At 66.5% G+C, this 13,587-nt stretch carries 13 protein-coding genes; 7 read left to right on the top strand and 6 right to left on the bottom strand.

Going from position 1 to position 13,587, the window contains the following annotated elements:
- Nucleotides 1–23: 23 nt before the first annotated feature.
- A complete protein-coding gene (astD, locus tag AC1RJ5_RS00765; RefSeq protein ID WP_269575530.1) occupies nucleotides 24–1,439 on the bottom strand; it encodes a succinylglutamate-semialdehyde dehydrogenase in 1,416 nt (471 codons plus the stop codon).
- 99 nt (nucleotides 1,440–1,538) lie between these two features.
- Nucleotides 1,539–2,903: a protein adenylyltransferase SelO family protein gene (locus tag AC1RJ5_RS00770; RefSeq protein WP_493111167.1), complete on the bottom strand. Its 1,365-nt coding sequence runs from the start codon at nucleotides 2,901–2,903 to the stop codon at nucleotides 1,539–1,541.
- Between the two features lie 18 nt (nucleotides 2,904–2,921).
- Between AC1RJ5_RS00770 and AC1RJ5_RS00775 the strand changes: the two genes are divergently transcribed.
- From AC1RJ5_RS00775 to AC1RJ5_RS00785, 3 genes are all read left to right on the top strand, one after another.
- The gene (locus AC1RJ5_RS00775) at nucleotides 2,922–3,785 is read left to right on the top strand and encodes an alpha/beta fold hydrolase (RefSeq protein ID WP_269575528.1); all 864 of its coding nucleotides are present in this window, start codon (nucleotides 2,922–2,924) and stop codon (nucleotides 3,783–3,785) included.
- A gap of 107 nt (nucleotides 3,786–3,892) precedes the next feature.
- Nucleotides 3,893–5,026, top strand: a complete 1,134-nt coding sequence (locus AC1RJ5_RS00780) for a glycosyltransferase family 4 protein (RefSeq protein WP_269575527.1) — start codon at nucleotides 3,893–3,895, stop codon at nucleotides 5,024–5,026.
- Nucleotides 5,027–5,092: 66 nt separating this feature from the next.
- Nucleotides 5,093–6,496 (top strand): NAD(P)H-dependent flavin oxidoreductase, encoded by a 1,404-nt coding sequence (locus AC1RJ5_RS00785; RefSeq protein ID WP_269575526.1) that lies wholly within the window; start codon nucleotides 5,093–5,095, stop codon nucleotides 6,494–6,496.
- A 50-nt stretch (nucleotides 6,497–6,546) separates the two neighbouring features.
- Here AC1RJ5_RS00785 and AC1RJ5_RS00790 read toward each other — a convergent pair whose 3' ends face one another.
- Together AC1RJ5_RS00790 and AC1RJ5_RS00795 are read right to left on the bottom strand one after the other, a co-directional pair.
- The gene (locus AC1RJ5_RS00790; RefSeq protein WP_342251577.1) at nucleotides 6,547–6,993 is read right to left on the bottom strand and encodes a PilZ domain-containing protein; all 447 of its coding nucleotides are present in this window, start codon (nucleotides 6,991–6,993) and stop codon (nucleotides 6,547–6,549) included.
- Between the two features lie 159 nt (nucleotides 6,994–7,152).
- On the bottom strand, nucleotides 7,153–8,151 hold the full coding sequence (locus AC1RJ5_RS00795; RefSeq protein WP_269575524.1) for a 2-hydroxyacid dehydrogenase: 999 nt from the start codon (nucleotides 8,149–8,151) through the stop codon (nucleotides 7,153–7,155).
- Nucleotides 8,152–8,251: 100 nt separating this feature from the next.
- Here AC1RJ5_RS00795 and AC1RJ5_RS00800 point away from each other — a divergent pair, with 100 nt between their 5' ends.
- A complete protein-coding gene (locus AC1RJ5_RS00800) occupies nucleotides 8,252–8,728 on the top strand; it encodes an SH3 domain-containing protein (RefSeq protein WP_184165581.1) in 477 nt (158 codons plus the stop codon).
- 90 nt (nucleotides 8,729–8,818) lie between these two features.
- Here AC1RJ5_RS00800 and AC1RJ5_RS00805 read toward each other — a convergent pair whose 3' ends face one another.
- Both AC1RJ5_RS00805 and AC1RJ5_RS00810 read right to left on the bottom strand, forming a co-directional pair.
- A complete protein-coding gene (locus AC1RJ5_RS00805; RefSeq protein WP_342251576.1) occupies nucleotides 8,819–9,103 on the bottom strand; it encodes a hypothetical protein in 285 nt (94 codons plus the stop codon).
- Nucleotides 9,104–9,201: 98 nt separating this feature from the next.
- Complete coding sequence (locus AC1RJ5_RS00810) at nucleotides 9,202–10,389, bottom strand: acetyl-CoA C-acyltransferase (protein WP_342250497.1); 1,188 nt, start codon at nucleotides 10,387–10,389, stop codon at nucleotides 9,202–9,204.
- A gap of 105 nt (nucleotides 10,390–10,494) precedes the next feature.
- Here AC1RJ5_RS00810 and AC1RJ5_RS00815 point away from each other — a divergent pair, with 105 nt between their 5' ends.
- From AC1RJ5_RS00815 to AC1RJ5_RS00825, 3 genes are all read left to right on the top strand, one after another.
- Nucleotides 10,495–11,307: a prepilin peptidase gene (locus AC1RJ5_RS00815; RefSeq protein ID WP_493111173.1), complete on the top strand. Its 813-nt coding sequence runs from the start codon at nucleotides 10,495–10,497 to the stop codon at nucleotides 11,305–11,307.
- Nucleotides 11,308–12,714: a coniferyl aldehyde dehydrogenase gene (locus AC1RJ5_RS00820; RefSeq protein ID WP_269575520.1), complete on the top strand. Its 1,407-nt coding sequence runs from the start codon at nucleotides 11,308–11,310 to the stop codon at nucleotides 12,712–12,714.
- Between the two features lie 416 nt (nucleotides 12,715–13,130).
- Nucleotides 13,131–13,580 carry a MarR family winged helix-turn-helix transcriptional regulator gene (locus tag AC1RJ5_RS00825; RefSeq protein ID WP_269575519.1) on the top strand — a complete coding sequence of 150 codons (450 nt, stop codon included), beginning with the start codon at nucleotides 13,131–13,133 and terminating at the stop codon, nucleotides 13,578–13,580.
- The last annotated feature ends 7 nt before the right edge of the window (nucleotides 13,581–13,587 follow it).

Consider the following 13,587-nt stretch of genomic DNA (forward strand, 5'->3'; position numbering starts at 1 on the left):
GGGAACCAAGAAGTCCAGCCGGCTCAGGCGTCGCGCAGGCCGATGCCCATCGAGGCGCGGGAGGATTCGCTCTCCGAGGAGACCACCGGATAGGCGCAATAGTCGGCGGCGTAATAGGCGCTGGGACGGTGGTTGCCCGACCAGCCCACGCCGCCGAACGGCGCCGCCGAGGACGCGCCGTTGGTCGGGCGGTTCCAGTTGACGATGCCGGCGCGGATGTTCGCCCAGAACTGATCGTAGAGCTTGGGATCCTGCGAGACCAGGCTGGCGGACAAGCCGTAGCGCGTGTCGTTCGCCTCGACGATCGCCTGCTCGAAGCTGTTCACCCGGAAGACCTGGAGGATCGGGCCGAACAGCTCGACATCGACCTTCTCCTTCGCCTCGGTCATGTCGATCATGCCAGGGGTGAGGAAGGGGCGGCCCTCGATCGGGCGCTCCATGTGGCGCAGCGGCCGGCCGCCCATGGTGGAGAGGGCAAGGAAGCTCTCGGTGAGCATGTCGGCGGCGTCATTGTCGATCACCGGCCCCATGAACGGGGCGGGATCGGCATGCGGCTCGCCGATGATCAGACGGCCGATCAGCTTGTTGAGCTCGGCCATCAGCGGATCGTAGAGCTTCTCGTCGACGATCAGCCGGCGGCCGGCGGTGCAGCGCTGGCCGGCGGTGGTGAAGGCGGACTGCACGACGAGCACGGCGGCCGAATAGAGATCGGGCGTGTCCCACACGACAATCGGATTGTTGCCGCCCATCTCGAGCGCGAGGATCTTCTCGGGCCGGGTGGCGAACTGGCGGTTGAGCGCGATGCCGGTATTGGCCGAGCCGGTGAACAGCAGACCGTCGATATCCGGGTGGCCGGCCAGCGCCTTGCCCTCGTCCGGACCGCCGATCAGCAGGCGGACACAGCCCTCCGGAATGCCGGCGGCGTGATAGCAATCGACCAGGAAAGCGCCCGAGGCCGGGGTCTTCTCCGACGGCTTGAACACCACTGCGTTGCCCGCGAGGAGCGCCGGGACGATATGGCCGTTGGGCAGGTGGACCGGGAAATTGTACGGCCCGAGCACCGCCAGCACGCCGTGCGGCTTGTGGCGCAGCGCCAGCCGGGTGTTCATCGGCGCATCGATGCGGCGCTGGCCGGTGCGCTCCGAATAGGCGGTGATCGAGATATCGACCTTGGCGATCACCGTCTCGACTTCGGTGCGCGCTTCCCAGAGCGGCTTGCCGGTCTCACGCGCGAGCAGGTCGGTGAAGGCATCCGCCTTTTGCCGCACCACGTTCGCGAAGCGGCGCAGCGCTTCGATCCGATAGGCAAGGGGATGGGCGGCCCAGGCGGCCCAGCTGGCGCGCGCAAGGGCGACTTCCTTGTCGGCGTCTCCGCTCATCTGGCGCCACAGCACGGCGCCGGTTGCGGGTTCGGTCGAGATGATTTCCGTGCCGGGCATCGATGTAGGGGAACTTGGTCTTTCAGGAAGGTTCAGGCGCTCTTGCACCAATTTTCGCGGCGAGGCCAGTGCCAGGCCCCGGCACGTTTCTGACGATGGCTATGCCTTATCGGAACCCCCAAGGGCCTCCGCCATCCGGCGGATCGCCGCCACCTTGGCGTGGAGAGGCCCCCAATCGTCCGACTCGGCGATCGACGCCCAGATCGTCTCGACTTCGTCGATCAGCATCGAGCAGGGCGTGCCGCTCCAATAGGCGTGATCGCGGGCCTTGCGGGGCTGGTAGAAGGCGAGCTGGCCGCGCAGATCGTCGAATGCTTCGCCATATTCCTCGGGCAGCGTGCCGCCGAACGCATCGAAGAAGAACTGGTCGATCGGCGTGAGCGTCTCCGCCAGTGCCTTTTCGAGCACGCCGGCGAGCACCCGGTCGGCCTCGGCGCTGCGCGGGGCGACGCCGAGCCGCCAGAGCAGCGCGGCGGTCACTTCGCGCTGATAGACTTCGGCAAAGCCCTCCATCGCCGCGATCAGTGGCTCCTCGTCGGCGATCTGGCGCAGCGCGATGGCGAGCTGCATCACGTCCCAGTAGATCGCCTCGGGCTGGCGCCCGAAGGCGTAGAGCCCGGCATGGTCGAAATAGGCGGCGGTGAAGCCCGATTCCCAGAAGGGAGCGAAGCGCCACGGGCCGTAGTCGAAACTCTCGCCGGCGACGTTGATATTGTCGCTGTTGAGCACGCCGTGGACGAAGCCGGCGGCCATGAAGCGTGCGGCCATCGTCGCGGTGCGCCTGGCGACATGGGCGAGCAGCCGGGCGGGAGCGTCCTCGCCGGGTTCCTCGCCATAATAGTGGCGCAGCACATAGGCGACGAGGCGCTCCATCGCCTCGGTCTCCTGGAAATGGGCGAGGCGCTGGAAGGTGCCGATGCGGATATGGCCGTGGCTCATCCGGACCAGCACCGAGGAGCGGGTGGGCGAGGGCTCGTCACCGCGGTGCAGCTCCTCGCCGGTCTCGATCAGCGAGAAGGTGCGGCTGGTCTCGACATTCAGCGCCTCTAGCATCTCGGTGGCGAGGATCTCGCGGACACCGCCCTTGAGGGTGAGTCGGCCGTCGCCGAAGCGGCTGTACGGCGTCTGGCCCGATCCCTTGGTGCCGAGGTCGAGCAGCCGGCCCTGCACGTCGGTCATCTGCGCGAACAGGAAGCCGCGGCCGTCGCCGATCTCGGGGTTGTACACGCGGAACTGATGGCCGTGATAGCGCAGCGCCAGCGGAGTCGGGAGACTGCCCTTCAGCGGTTCGAAGCGGCCGAAATGAGCGATCCATTGCTCGTCCGACAGGCCGTCCAGCCCGACCTGCGCCGCCGCGCGATCGTTGCGGAAGCGCAGGATGGTCTGGGGAAAGCGCGCGGCTGCTACGGGATCGTAGAAGCTGTCGCCGAGTTCGAGGATCGCCTGTTGCGGAGTGAAGTCCATGCAGCGATATGGGGAAGGATGGCCGAGCGACGCAACTATTCCGACGGTTTCTGGTGGTCGCGGGACGGGATTCGTCTCCACTATCGCGAATATGCAGGCCCGGCGGACAAGCCGCCGGTGCTGTGCTTCCCGGGGCTGACCCGCAATGCGCGCGACTATGAGGCGCTGGCCGAGCGGCTGGCCGGGCAGTGGCGCGTGCTGTGCGTCGAGTTCCGCGGGCGCGGCGAGAGCGGCTATGCCAAGGACCCGATGTCCTATGTGCCGCTCACCTATTTCCAGGACGTCGAGGCGCTGCTCGAGGAGCTGAAGGTCGAGAAGTTCGTCGCGGTCGGCACCTCGCTGGGCGGGCTGGTGACGATGCTGCTCGCCGCCACCGAGCGCGACAAGCTGGCGGGCGTGGTGCTCAATGACGTGGGCCCCGAGATCAATCCGGCCGGGCTGGCGCGGATCCGCACCTATGTCGGCAAGGCGGTGTGGTACCCGACCTGGATGCACGCGGCGCGCGGCGTCGCCGAGGGCAATGCCGATGTCTATCCGGACTATGGGATCGAGGACTGGCTGCGCATGGCCAAGCGGCTCTACCGGGTGAACAGCTCGGGGCGGATCGTGCTCGATTACGACATGAAGATCGCCGAGCCCTTCCGCGTGCCGGGCAACGAGACCGGGCCGGACATGTGGCCGACGATCGAGGCGATGAACGGTCGCCCGCTGCTGATCGTGCGCGGCGAGCGCTCGGATATCCTGAGCGAGGATACCGCCGAGCGGATGGTGGCGCGGGTGCAGGGTGCCGAGCTGGTGACGGTGCCGGGCATCGGCCATGCACCGACGCTGGAGGAGCCCGAGGCGGTGGCGGGGATCGAGCGGCTGCTGGCGAAGATTTGATCGCCGTCACGACGCGGGCCGGGATTCTGTGGCACGTGTCGAACTCTTGCCGCGCGATATCCTGGCTTTCGCCGGGATGACGGATTGACTATCGAGCCATTCCAACGATGCCCATCCACATCCTCCATCTCCATTCGACCTTCAACCTCGGCGGCAAGGAAGCGCGCGCCGTGCGGCTGATGAATGCGTTCGGCGACAAGGCGCGGCACACGATCGTCTCGGCGATGCCCGACCAGCTCGAGGCGCGGGCGATGATCGCCCAGGGGATCAAGTACGAGATCGCGCTGGATCCGCCGCCGCTCTCGGGCAAGCCTTCCGCGAAGCGCTATGAGGCGATCGCGCGCTACATGCGCCGGTTCGACCTGGTGCTGACCTATAATTGGGGCGCGATCGACGGGGTGATGGCGGCGCGCGTGTTCGGCAAGGGCCTGCCGCCGGTGATCCACCACGAGGACGGGTTCAACCAGGATGAGGCCGAGCGGCTCAACCCGGTGCGCAACATGTATCGCCGGATCGCGCTGCCCGCCGCCAACGCGCTGGTGGTGCCTTCCGAAGTGCTGGAGCGGATCGCGCTGAAGCACTGGCGCCAGCCGGCCGAACGGCTGTTCCGCATTGCCAACGGCATCCCGACGATGCAGTTCGCCGGCAAGCCCGATGTCGAGCTGATCCCCGAACTCAAGAAGAAGAAGCCCGGCACGCTGGTGGTCGGTGCCGTGGCGGGGCTACGGCCGGTCAAGGACCTGCCGATGCTGGTCCGCGCCGTCGCCGGGCTCAACACGCGCTTCAAGCTGGTGATCGTGGGCGAGGGGCCCGAGCGCCAGGCCATACTCGATGCCGCCGAGGCAATGGCGATCGAGGATGACGTGATCCTGCCCGGATTCCTGCGCGAGCCGCATCGCTATATGGGGCTGTTCGACGTGTTCGCGCTCTCCTCGAAGAGCGAGCAGGCGCCGCTTTCGGTGCTCGAGGCGATGGCCGCCGGATTGCCGGTGGTCGCGCCGATGGTGGGCGACATCCCTTCGATGGTCGGCGACCGCAACCGCCACTTCCTGCCCCCCGAGCGCAGCGAAGTGGTGCTGCGCGACCGGATCGACATGTTCGTGAAGCATCCCGAGGAGCGCAAGCTCGTCGGCGAGGAGAACCGCGCGCGCGCCCGTGCGTTCTACGATGAGAGCGAAATGATCGCCGCCTATGCGCGGCTCTATGGCGCCGCAATGGGACGACCTGACGCACTGCAATAACGAATGTTGCTCGCTTGTTGCGTCCAATGCGTCTAGCGTCGCCCGAATTTTTAGTCTGGAGGTTCTGTGTTCAAGGGTCTGTCGCCCATCCTGTACAACGGCCGCGAGGTCTGGCCGATCGTCGAGGGGGGCAAGGGTGTGGCTGCCACCAACCACGCCAGCGCAGGCGCCTGGGCCGCCGCGGGCGGCATCGGCACGGTCTCCGCGGTCAATGCCGACAGCTATGATGCCGACGGCAAGATCATCCCGCAGATCTACAACGCACTAACGCGCCGCGAGCGCCATGAAGAGCTGATCGCCTATGCGATCGAAGGCGCCGTCCAGCAGGTCAAGAAGGCCTTCGAGATCGCCGGCGGCAAGGGTGCGATCAACATCAACGTGCTGTGGGAAATGGGCGGTGCGCAGCGCGTGCTGCACGGCGTGCTCGAGCGCACCCGCGGCATGGTGGCCGGCGTCACCTGCGGCGCGGGCATGCCCTACAAGCTCAGCGAGATCGCGGCGTCGTACAACGTCAACTACCTGCCGATCGTCAGCTCGGGCCGCGCCTTCCGCGCGCTGTGGAAGCGCGCCTATTCCAAGGCGAGCGAATGGCTGGCGGCGGTGGTCTATGAGGATCCCTGGCTTGCCGGCGGCCATAACGGCCTGTCGAATGCCGAGGACCCGTTGCAGCCGCAGGACCCGTATCCGCGCGTCAAGGAACTGCGCGCGGTGATGCGCGAGGGCGGCATCTCGGACGATGTGCCGATCGTGATGGCCGGCGGCGTCTGGTTCCTGCGCGACTGGAACGACTGGATCGACAATCCCGAGCTCGGCAAGATCGCCTTCCAGTTCGGCACGCGCCCGCTGCTGACCCAGGAAAGCCCGATCCCGCAGGGCTGGAAGTCGAAGCTGACCCAGATCGAGGAAGGCGAAGTGCTGCTGCACCGCTTCTCGCCGACCGGCTTCTATTCGAGCGCCGTGCGCAACCCGTTCCTGCGCAATCTCGAAGCGCGCTCGGAGCGCCAGATCCCCTATTCGACCGAGGAAGCGGGCGACCACACCTTCCAGCTCGATGTGGGCGTGAAGGGCAAGAATTTCTGGGTGACGCGCAACGACCTGCTGCGCGCGCGCCAGTGGTTCGGCAACGGCTTCACCGCCGCGCTCAAGACGCCGGACAACACTTTGGTGTTCGTCACGCCCGAGGAGCAGCAGATCATCCGCACCGACCAGAAGGACTGCATGGGCTGCCTTAGCCAGTGCGCCTTCTCGTCCTGGGCGGATACCGAGACCAACTCGACCGGGCGACTGGCGGACCCGCGCAGCTTCTGCATCCAGAAGACGCTGCAGGACATCGCGCATGGCGGCCCGACCGACGAGAACCTGATGTTCGCTGGGCACGCTGCCTATCACTTCAAGCGGGACCCGTTCTATTCGAACGGTTTCGTGCCGACGGTGAAGCAGCTGGTGGACCGGATCCTGACGGGCGACTAGGGGCGATCGAGGGGTTTCCTGCGTGGCTTAGGCCACGTCTTGGAAAGTCGTCAGGAAGCTTCGGTCAAATCCGCCGTGGCGGTGTCGCGGCGGCTCTGGCCGCGGATGAGGTCGATGCCGGCACGCAGCCAGCTCTGGAAGATGCCTGGTGAGGTATCGGCCGGCAGCGCCGGGGCCGGTACCTGCGGCTCGTTGTTCCGCGCCGTGCGGTTGCTGCTGATGGCCAGGGTTTCGTTGGCGGCGCGTAGCAGGGCGTTGAAGTTCAGCCGCTCGATCAGCTGGATGCCGAGCGTCTTGCCCTTCACCCACACGACCCGGCCGACCATCGCCAGCGAGGCCCGGCGGACCTCGACATAGGTTCCCGGCCTGGGCGGGAACGGCGCCAGCAACATCATGCCATGCGGCGAGATGTTGCGGATGGTTACGTCAGACCATCCTCGCTTGCTGCGCATCTGGGCGGGAATGACGACCTCCCGCCTCGATTCTCTCGGCTGCATTCAAGTCCCCCTTGCGGTGCACCCTATAGGTGGCTTTGCGTAGGGTATAACTACGTGGAAATGCGTTTACCGAGGACTTGCTGACCTTGGTTAATTGGACGGAAGATGCTCCGGATTGGAGCTATTGTTCCAGATAATGCAAAGTATTTATAAGATAAACTACACCCAGCCATCGAGTACTTGGTCGGGCGGGCGATGTCCGTCGGACCAGGCACGGATATTCGAGATCACCTTCACGCCCATGTCCTCGCGGCCCTCGAAGGTGGCTGAGCCGAGGTGCGGGAGCAGCACGACATTATCCAGCGCGATCAGGCGCGGATCGACGGCGGGCTCGCCCACATAGACGTCGAGCCCGGCACCGGCGATGCGGCCCTCGGTCAGCGCCGCGATCATTGCTTCATTATCGACGATTTCGCCGCGGGCTGTGTTGATCAGCCAGCCTTTGGGGCCAAGCAGGTCGAGCCGGCGCGCGTCGATCAGGCCACCGGTGGTATCGGTATGCGGGGTGTGGATGGTCAGGATGTCCGCCGCCTCGATCATCGAATCGAGTTCGCCATGCCAGGTGGCGCCGAGCTGTGCCTCGAGCACCTGGGGCAGGCGGTGGCGATTATGGTAATGGATCTGCAGGCCGAAGGCACGGGCGCGGAGCGCGACGGCCTGGCCGATCCGCCCCATGCCGAGGATGCCGAGCTTCTTGCCGCCGATGCGGTGGCCGCGCATCGAAGTGGGTGCCCAGCCCTTCCACGCGCCCTGGCGGACCAGTTCATCGCCCTCGACCAGCCGGCGTGGCACGGCGAGAACCAGCGCCATCGCCATGTCGGCAGTATCCTCGGTCAGTACGCCGGGAGTGTTGGTCACGGTGATCCCACGCTCGCGGGCGGCCTTGAGATCGATATGGCCGACGCCGGCGCCGTAATTGGCGATCAGCCGGAGGCGATCGGGCGCGGCCTGGATCAGCGCGGCATCGACCCGGTCGGTAACGGTGGGAACGAATACGTCGCAATCGGCCATCGCGGCGGCGAGCTGATCGCGGGTCAGGGCCACGTCACCGGGATTGGTCGCCGCATCGAACAATTCGGCCATGCGCGCCTCGATGCTCTCGGGCAGCGCGCGGGTGACGATCACCCGGGGGCGGGAAGGGCGCGGGCCTTGTGCCATAAAAGGCGGCTTGGCCGGTGCAGGGGCGCCAGTCAACGGTTGATGGCGAGGGGCTGCTCAGGGTAAACGGTTCCCACACACAATATTCATTGGGGGTCGCATGCGTTTCGGGAAATGGGTCGTGCTCGGCGTCGTCGCGCTGGGGCTGGCCGTTCCTGCATTCGCACAGCGCAAGACGCCCTATTTCGTTTCGATCAAGGCCGAGAAGGCGCGGATGCGCACCGGGCCGGGGCGCAACTATCCGTCGAACTGGCTCTACCAGCGCCGCGGGCTGCCGCTCAAGGTGATCGACATCTATGGCGAGTGGCGCAAGGTCGAGGATCCCGACGGCACCCAGGGCTGGATGCTGGCGAACCTGCTCGACGATGTGCGTACCGCGATGGTGATCGGTACGGTGAGCGAGATGCGTGACGCACCGCGCTTCAATGCCCGAGTAAGCTGGCGCGCGGCACCGGGCGTGGTCGGCCGGGTGAGCCGCTGCGCCAGCGGCTGGTGCTGGTTCGACGTCGCCGGACGCGGCGGCTATATCGAGCAGAGCCATATCTGGGGCACCGATCCGGGTGAGGCGGTTAACTGATCTCGCGCCGGATTATGCTTCAGATCTATTTGCGATGAGAAAGAACCTGACGAGCGTGTCAGGCAAAATCCTACATTGGAAGAGGCTAAATCACGCCAGCTTGTAAGGCGTCGGATCGCCGCGTTCGGCGATCAGCTGGCGGCGGGCTTCGGTTCGGGCTTCGTCATACCAGGCGCGGGCGGTTTCGGGGAGCGAGGCCAGGATCGCTTCGTCGGGCTCCACGGCGATGCGGGCGACCAGCTGGTCGGGCTCCACACCCATCAACGGCGCGAGGAGGCGCATCGTACGGGCGCGCAGACGGAATTCGAAATCGTCGAGGCGCGCCGATTCGACCTCGGCCTTTTTGAGCAGCGCGCCTCGCAAGTCGAAGACCATTATACCTCCTGGTTCCCCGGCGAAAGCCGGGGCCCAGGGCCAGGAACGATGTCGCTTGTGACCCTGGGCCCCGGCTTTCGCCGGGGAGCAGTTCAAGTTCAGTCCAGCAGCTCCACTGCCATCGCGGTGGCTTCGCCGCCGCCGATGCAGAGCGAGGCGAGGCCGCGGCGGGCGCCGCGCGTCTCCAGCGCCGAGAGCAGGGTGGCGAGGACGCGGGCGCCGCTCGCGCCGATCGGATGGCCGAGCGCGCAGGCGCCGCCATTCACGTTGAGCACGGCGTGATCGAGGCTCAGCTCCTTCATCGCGATCATCGCGACCGCCGCGAACGCCTCGTTGACTTCGAACAGGTCGACATCGCTGATCGCCCAGCCGGCCTTTGCCAGCGCCTTCTTCATCGCGAAGACCGGGGCGGTGGTGAAGCGGGCCGGGGCATGGGCATGGGCGGCATGCGCGACGACGCGGGCGACGGGCGTGAGGCCGAGCTTCTCGGCGACGCTCAGCCGGGTCATCACCAGCGCGGCGGCGCCGTCGGAGATCGACGAGGCGTTGGCGGCGGTGATCGTGCCGTCCTTCGAGAAGGCGGGCTTGAGCGTGGGGATCTTGGCCGGATCGCCCTTGGCGGGCTGCTCGTCGGCGGCGACCTGGACCACGCCCTTGCGGGTCTTCACCTCGACCGGCACGATCTCGCGATCGAAGGCGCCGCTCGCCTGGGCGGCCTTGGCGCGCTCGAGGCTGGCGATGGCGAAATCGTCCTGCGCCTGACGGGTGAACTGATATTCCTGCGCCACTTCCTCGGCGAAATTGCCCATCAGCTTGCCGGGTTCATAGGCATCCTCGAGCCCGTCGAGGTACATGTGGTCCTTGAGCACGTCATGGCCGATGCGCGCGCCGGCGCGGTGGCGCAGCGAGAGATAGGGGGCGTTGGTCATGCTCTCCATGCCGCCCGCGATCAGCATGTCGACCGAGCCGGCGGCGAGCGCCTCGGCGGCCATGATCGCCGCCTGCATGCCCGAGCCGCACATCTTGTTCACCGTGGTCGCCTCGATGTGATTGGGCAGGCCGGCCTTGAGCGCGGCCTGGCGGGCCGGGGCCTGGCCGAGGCCGGCGGGGAGGACGCAGCCCATGTAGATCCGCTCGATCGCCTCGCCCTTCAGCCCGGCGCGCTGGACCGCGGCACCCACCGCGGCGGCGCCCAGATCGGTGGCGGAAGCCTCGGTCAGCGCCCCCTGGAAGCTCCCCATCGGGGTGCGGGCATAGGAGGCGATGACGACGTCGTCGGCGGACATTTGGGATCCTCTCATTGGTTTGGGTCCATCTAGTATCGGAAGTGATCGTTTGCAAAAGTGACACGCTGCGGCATGACGGGGCCATGGAGCGGATCGGGGTGGCGAATGACGATTGACCCGGTCTGGGGATGGGCCGTGCTGCTGGGGGTGCTGGGGCTGATCTTCGGCAGCTTCATCGCGACGCTGGCGATACGCTGGCCCGCCGGAAAAGCGATCACTACCGGACGCTCTGCCTGCGATGTTTGCGCCAAGGGGCTGCGCGCCGGTGAGCTGATCCCGGTCCTGAGCTATCTTCTCCAGCGCGGGCGCTGCCGGGGATGCGGTGCACCGATCCGCGTACAACATGTCCTGACCGAGCTGGTGGGGGGCGCAATCGGCGTTGCCGCGGCCATCGCCTCGCCCGATCCGGCGGGAGCCGCCGGTGCCGTGTTCGGCTGGCTGCTGCTGACGCTGGCGGCGCTCGACATCGAGGCATTGTGGCTGCCCAACAAGCTGACCGCGACGCTGGCGATCGTCGGATTGGCCACGGGAATCATCGGGTTACAGCCAATGTTGCAAGACCGGTTGATCGGCGGCGCGGCGGGCTTCGGGGTGCTGTGGATCGTCGCCTGGAGCTACCGGAGACTGCGCGGGCGCCAGGGACTGGGCGGCGGCGACCCCAAATTGTTCGGCGGCATCGGGCTGTGGCTCGGATGGCAGGCGCTACCTTTGGTGTTGCTTGCAGCCTGTTTGATCGGACTGGCGGGCGTGCTGGGGCTGATGCTGGGCGGGCGCAGGATCACCGCGACCGACCGGCTGCCCTTCGGCGTGATGCTCGCGACGGCCGCATTCGCGGTGTGGCTGGGGCAGGCGATCAACCCGCCGCCGCCATCCGCCGTTAGTGTCATACTGCAACACGATAAAGGGGAGGATCGATAGATGCGCGACCTGCTTGACGCCCAGCGTGCGGCCTTCATGGCCGAACTGCCCGTTTCGCTCGACAGCCGGCGCGACCGGCTGAAGCGCGCGATCGCGATGGTCTCCGACAATGCCGACAAGCTCTGCGACGCGCTGAGCGAGGATTTCGGGCATCGCAGCCGCGAGCAATCGATGATCACCGACATCGCTGCTTCGGTGGGGCCGCTCAAGCATGCGCTCAAGCATCTGGCGCGCTGGGCGAAGCCGGCACGCAAGCCGGTGCTGTTCCCGCTCGGGCTGCTCGGCGGACGCGGGCATATCGAGTACCAGCCCAAGGGCGTGGTGGGGATCATCGCGCCGTGGAACTTCCCGGTGCAGCTGGTGGTGAGCCCGCTGGCCGGCGTGTTCGCCGCGGGCAACCGGGCGATGGTGAAGACCAGCGAATACACGCCGGTGACCAGCGAAGTGATGGCCGAGCTGGCGGGGCGCTATTTCGACGCGACCGAGCTGGCCTTTGTCAGCGGCGGGCCCGAGGCGGGCAAGGCCTTTGCCGAGCTGCCCTTCGATCACCTGCTGTTCACCGGCGCTACCGGCATCGCCAAGCATATCCTGCACGCAGCGGCGGATAACCTCGTGCCGGTGACGCTCGAGCTGGGCGGCAAGTCGCCGGTGGTGGTGAGCCGCTCCGCCGACATCGCCCAGACGACCGAGCGGGTGGCACTGGGCAAGATGCTCAACGCCGGCCAGATCTGCCTGGCGCCCGATTACATGCTGGTGCCCGAGGAGAAGGAAGCCGAAGTGGTCGACGGCCTCGTCGCCGCGGCCACGCGCATGTATCCGACTTTGCTCTCCAACCCCGACTATACCGCGGTCATCAACGACCGGCATTATGAGCGGCTGACCGCCTGGATCGACGATGCGCGGGCCAAGGGTGCCGAAGTGATCGCGGTCAATCCGGCGAACGAGGATCTGGGCAGCTCCAATTCGCGCAAGCTGCCGCTCCACATCATCCGCAACCCGACCGACGACATGACGGTGATGCAGGAGGAGATCTTCGGGCCGGTGCTGCCGGTGCGGCGCTACGTGAAGGTCGAGGACGCGATCGGGGAGGTCAACCGGCGCGACCGGCCGCTGGCGCTCTATTATTTCGGCAAGGATGAGGGCGAGAAGCGCCAGGTGCTCGACCGGACGATCTCGGGCGGGGCGACGATCAACGACGTGATCTTCCATGTCAGCCAGGAAGAGCTGCCGTTCGGCGGCATCGGCCCGTCGGGGATGGGCGCCTATCACGGCGAGATCGGCTTCCGGACGTTCAGCCATGCCAAGGCGGTGTACAGCCAGCCGAAGCTGGACGTGGCCGGGCTGGCGGGGCTCAAGCCGCCTTATGGCAAGAAGACGCGGGCGGCGATCGCGCGACAGATGAAGTAGGCGAATCCAATCCTCCCCCGGAGGGGGAGGGGACCAGCCGCAGGCTGGTGGAGGGGTATTCTCCACGGGCCATGTCGCTTGAGGCGCGCTACCCCTCCACCACCAGCTGACGCTGGCGGTCCCCCTCCGGGGAAGGATGGGGAATGGTCCACTTCGCCGCGAACTGAAGCGAGAGAGTGCCTTGTGCTATCGATCGGCGCGGGGATGTTGATCCGCCCGCCCGTTACGCGCAAAAAAAAGGCCGCCCCGAAGGACGGCCGTGAAAGTCTTAGGAGAGGATGCCTGAAAGGCCCGATCTTTGTGCATCGCAGCGGTTCATATCGCAAGTGCGTAATGTTACCGGTAGCATTGCAAAAAATGCAATTGGCCAACGTTGTCAGTTGCGAAAGCAGAAATACGATAAATGAGTGTGCGCCATGACCGTGCTTAAGCTGGACGACTTTCTGCCCTATCGCCTGTCGATCGCTTCGAACGCGGTGTCGGACGCAGTGGCCAGCGCCTATCGCGCGCTGTTCGGGCTCAAGATTCCCGAGTGGCGACTCGTGACGATCCTGGCCGAGGGCGGGGCGATGAGCCAGCAGGCGCTGTGCGGGCGGACGCGGATGGACAAGGTGACCGTAAGCCGGGCGGCGATCGCGCTGTCCGAGCGCGGGCTGATCAGCCGGGCGAGCAATCCGGGCGACCAGCGTTCCCATCTGCTGACGCTGAGCAAGGCAGGCTGGGAACTGTACGAGGAAGTGGCGCCCAAGGCGATCGAGCTGGAGAAGCAGGTGTTCGCCGGGTTCACCCCGGAGGAGCGCGTACTGCTGCGCGCGATGCTGGACCGGATCGAGGGCGCGGTGCAGGATCTGGAGCATAAGGCTTGATCCGGGG

Source organism: Sphingomonas sp. GW822-FHT03G08 (assembly GCF_058801135.1).

Bases quoted from the DNA above. Each gene is read 5' to 3' on its own strand.
- astD (WP_269575530.1), bottom strand. From the start codon at position 1,439: ATGCCCGGCACGGAAATCATCTCGACCGAACCCGCAACCGGCGCCGTG.
- AC1RJ5_RS00770 (WP_493111167.1), bottom strand. From the start codon at position 2,903: ATGGACTTCACTCCGCAACAGGCGATCCTCGAACTCGGCGACAGCTTC.
- AC1RJ5_RS00775 (WP_269575528.1), top strand. From the start codon at position 2,922: ATGGCCGAGCGACGCAACTATTCCGACGGTTTCTGGTGGTCGCGGGAC.
- AC1RJ5_RS00780 (WP_269575527.1), top strand. From the start codon at position 3,893: ATGCCCATCCACATCCTCCATCTCCATTCGACCTTCAACCTCGGCGGC.
- AC1RJ5_RS00790 (WP_342251577.1), bottom strand. From the start codon at position 6,993: ATGCAGCCGAGAGAATCGAGGCGGGAGGTCGTCATTCCCGCCCAGATG.
- AC1RJ5_RS00795 (WP_269575524.1), bottom strand. From the start codon at position 8,151: ATGGCACAAGGCCCGCGCCCTTCCCGCCCCCGGGTGATCGTCACCCGC.
- AC1RJ5_RS00800 (WP_184165581.1), top strand. From the start codon at position 8,252: ATGCGTTTCGGGAAATGGGTCGTGCTCGGCGTCGTCGCGCTGGGGCTG.
- AC1RJ5_RS00805 (WP_342251576.1), bottom strand. From the start codon at position 9,103: ATGGTCTTCGACTTGCGAGGCGCGCTGCTCAAAAAGGCCGAGGTCGAA.
- AC1RJ5_RS00810 (WP_342250497.1), bottom strand. From the start codon at position 10,389: ATGTCCGCCGACGACGTCGTCATCGCCTCCTATGCCCGCACCCCGATG.
- AC1RJ5_RS00815 (WP_493111173.1), top strand. From the start codon at position 10,495: ATGACGATTGACCCGGTCTGGGGATGGGCCGTGCTGCTGGGGGTGCTG.
- AC1RJ5_RS00820 (WP_269575520.1), top strand. From the start codon at position 11,308: ATGCGCGACCTGCTTGACGCCCAGCGTGCGGCCTTCATGGCCGAACTG.
- AC1RJ5_RS00825 (WP_269575519.1), top strand. From the start codon at position 13,131: ATGACCGTGCTTAAGCTGGACGACTTTCTGCCCTATCGCCTGTCGATC.